Below are 2,854 nucleotides of genomic sequence, written 5' to 3'. Positions count from 1 at the left end.
TGCCGATGACGACGTCCGCCGGCCCGCCGGACGACGCGCATGCGCACGCGCCGCGCCTCGGCGCCGCGCTGCGCGACGTGGTCGCATCGCGCGCGACGACGCTGCTCGCGCTCGCCTTCGCGACGTACAACGTGCAATTCTTCGCGGCGATGACGTTCCTGCCCGTGTTCCTGATGCAGCGTCTCGGCGTATCGGTCGGTGCGGCGGGACTGATCGCGGCCGCGATCGTCGCATCGTGCGTGATCGGCAATCTCACGGCCGGCTGGCTTCTCGCGCGCGGCGCGCGTCCCGGCATCGTGATGGCCGCGACGTCGGTGGCGATCGGCGCGGCCGGCGCCGGACTGTTCGCGGCGGCAACGCCCGCGCCGGTCGCGGTCGCGCTCGGCTTCGCGTTTTCGGCGATCGCGGGTTTGCTGCCCGCGACGATCCTCGCGTGTGCGCCGATGTCGGTGCCGTCGCCGTCTCTCGCGCCGCTCGGCATCGGATGGGTCGTGCAGGGCAACTATCTCGGCCAGGTGATCGGGCCGCTCGCGATCGGCACGATCGTCGGCGCGCTCGGCTGGTCGGGCGGGATCGCACTGATGATCGCCGCCGCCGTCGTCGGTGCGGCGCTCGGCCTGTCGTTGTTGCGCGAACCGGCCGCGCGGCGCTGAGCGTCGATCCGAGTCACTCTTTCAGGGAGTAGCATCAAGCATGTCGAACCGCATCGAACGACCGGTCCGCGCAGCGACGCCGGACGCTGCCGCAGCGCTCGCCGCGCCGCCCGTTTCGCCGCCGCACGCGGACGCCGGCGAGCATGCGGGCGCGATCGCCTCTCCGTTGCGCGCGCAACTGTTCGTCGCGGTGCTCGAAGCGGACGACGACAGCCTGCTCGTGCGCTGGGTCGAGAGCGGCCGCTGTCATTACGGCGAGCAGCGCTGGCGGCTGCGAACCGCGGTGCAGCCGGGCCGCTGCGCGATCTCGGGGCGGCCGATCGCGCCGGGCGAGCCCGTGTTCCGGCCGGTGCGCCGCCCGGTGCCGGCGAACGGCGACGAGATGATCTGCCCGGCGTCGCTGCCGCGCGACACGCCACGCGTCGACGCGAGCGAGCCCATGGACGAGCCGGCCGACGCGTTCGGCTGAACGCAATGCCGCGCGTTGCGGCGCGGCCATCGTGTTGCTTCAGTTCTTTTGCGCGATTACTTCAGGTCCTTGCGGTACTGAATGAATCCCGCGTTGTTCGCGAGCCGGTCGTACAGCGCGCGTGCGGTGGTGTTCGTCTCGTGCGTGAGCCAGTACACGCGGCTCGCGCCGTCGCGGCGCGCGCGTTCGTACACGGCCTCGATCAGCGCGGCGCCGGCGCCTTGTCCGCGTGCGTCGGGTGCGGTGAACAGGTCCTGCAGATAGCAATACGGCGCTTCGGTCCAGCACGACCGGTGGTAGATCGCATGCACGATGCCGATCAGCGCGCCGGACGCGTCGAACGCGCCGAGCACGAACATCGGCTCGTCCGGATCCATCAGCCGCGCCCACGTGGTCGCGAATACCGCATCGCCGAGCGCGGTCTCGTAGAACGCCTGATAACCCTGCCAGAGCGGACGCCATGCCGCTTCGTCGGCGGCGACGAGCGGCCGCACCGTGACGCGCGTCGCCTCGTTCGCGCGGCGCGCGGCATCGCGCGCGTTCGCCTGCGCGGCGCGGATCGCCGTCAGCGACTGGCGCTGCCTGCCTTGCGCGTCGAAATTGTCCGGTGACAGCCACGCCTCGAACGCGGCCGCGACGGCCGGCCATTCGCCATCGACGATCGAATACCACGCGGTGTCGCGATTGCGGCCCTTGTAGACGATCGCCTGCCGGAACGTCCCTTCGTAGCGGAAGCCGAGCCGTACGGCCGCCTTGCGCGACGGCGCGTTCAGGTCGTCGCACTTCCACTCGTAGCGCCGGTAGCCGAGCGTGTCGAACGCATACTTCATCAGCAGGTACTGCGCTTCGGTCGACGCCGGCGTGCGCTTGAGCAGCGGCGAGAACGTCACCGAGCCGACCTCGATCACGCCGTTCGCCGGATCGATGCGCATCAGCGCGAGCGTGCCGACCGCGCGGTTCGTCGCGCGGTCGATCACCGTGTAGTGCAGCGGATCGGCGCTCGTCGCCGCGCCGCGTGCGTACTCGCGGTAGCTCGCTTCGTCGTCGTACGGGCCGTGCGCGAGATAGGTCCAGTCGCTGCCGTCCGGCGCTTGCGCATAGGCGGCGTACAGATCGGCGGCATGACGGTCCGCGTCGAGCGGTTCGAGACGGCAGTAGCGTCCCTCGAGCACGATGCGCTCCGGGCGCGGGCGCGCGGACCAGTCGGGAAGCGGTTGGCCGATGGGCTGTCGATAGGCGTTCGTCAGGGTGGGCAAGGTCGGTCTCGCGTCGGTTGGCGGCCGGCGACATGCCGGCGTGCAGACGATCGTAGTCGCGTCGAGGTACCATGAGAAGTGCCAGACGCCGCCGAATTTATGGTGCCACGCGCGTGGCGCCGACCGCTTGCCTTCGCCCGCTCCGATGACGACCGTTCCGCCTCTCGATTCCGTTTCGCCGATGCCGCTCGATGCGCCGCTGTCCCGCGCGCCGGGCGCGCCTTCGTTGCAGCGACAACTGCTGCAGCGCGTGCGCGGCGCGATTCTCGGCGGCGCGATGCCGGCCGGTACGCGTTTGCCGGGCACGCGCGCGCTCGCCGACCTGCTCGGCGTGTCGCGCAATACGACCGCGGCCGTGTACGAGCAGCTTGTCGCAGAGGGTTTTCTGCAATCGGATCGTCGCGGCACGCGCGTGGTCGGGCTGTCGCGGCCGGCGGCGCCGCGCCGGCGAACGGCGCCGCCCGCGGTTGCGCAGC

The 2,854-nt window shown here is 71.2% G+C and carries 4 protein-coding genes; 3 read left to right on the top strand and 1 reads right to left on the bottom strand.

Going from position 1 to position 2,854, the window contains the following annotated elements; all coding sequences use genetic code 11:
* Together HMPREF3115_RS25445 and HMPREF3115_RS25440 are read left to right on the top strand one after the other, a co-directional pair.
* The coding region (locus HMPREF3115_RS25445; protein ID WP_141751741.1) for an MFS transporter at nucleotides 1-653 on the top strand (653 nt) is incomplete at its 5' end.
* 40 nt (nucleotides 654-693) lie between these two features.
* Nucleotides 694-1,122: a DUF3331 domain-containing protein gene (locus HMPREF3115_RS25440; protein ID WP_070556610.1), complete on the top strand. Its 429-nt coding sequence runs from the start codon at nucleotides 694-696 to the stop codon at nucleotides 1,120-1,122.
* Between the two features lie 56 nt (nucleotides 1,123-1,178).
* Here HMPREF3115_RS25440 and HMPREF3115_RS25435 read toward each other — a convergent pair whose 3' ends face one another.
* Entirely contained in the window at nucleotides 1,179-2,378 is a 1,200-nt protein-coding gene (locus HMPREF3115_RS25435) for a GNAT family N-acetyltransferase (protein WP_070556608.1), read from the bottom strand.
* A gap of 145 nt (nucleotides 2,379-2,523) precedes the next feature.
* On the opposite strand from HMPREF3115_RS25435, the gene HMPREF3115_RS25430 reads away from it, so the two are divergent.
* Nucleotides 2,524-2,854: GntR family transcriptional regulator (locus tag HMPREF3115_RS25430; RefSeq protein ID WP_141751740.1), on the top strand; the 331-nt coding region annotated here is incomplete at its 3' end.

The organism is Burkholderia sp. HMSC10F09 (assembly GCF_001806955.1).
Taxonomy (GTDB): Bacteria; Pseudomonadota; Gammaproteobacteria; order Burkholderiales; family Burkholderiaceae; genus Burkholderia; species Burkholderia multivorans.
Note: the sequence above shows the minus strand (reverse complement) of the source record. Positions and strands in the feature narration are given on the sequence as shown.

Excerpts from the sequence above, each read along its gene's own strand:
- HMPREF3115_RS25440 (WP_070556610.1), top strand. The coding sequence starts at position 694 with ATGTCGAACCGCATCGAACGACCGGTCCGCGCAGCGACGCCGGACGCT.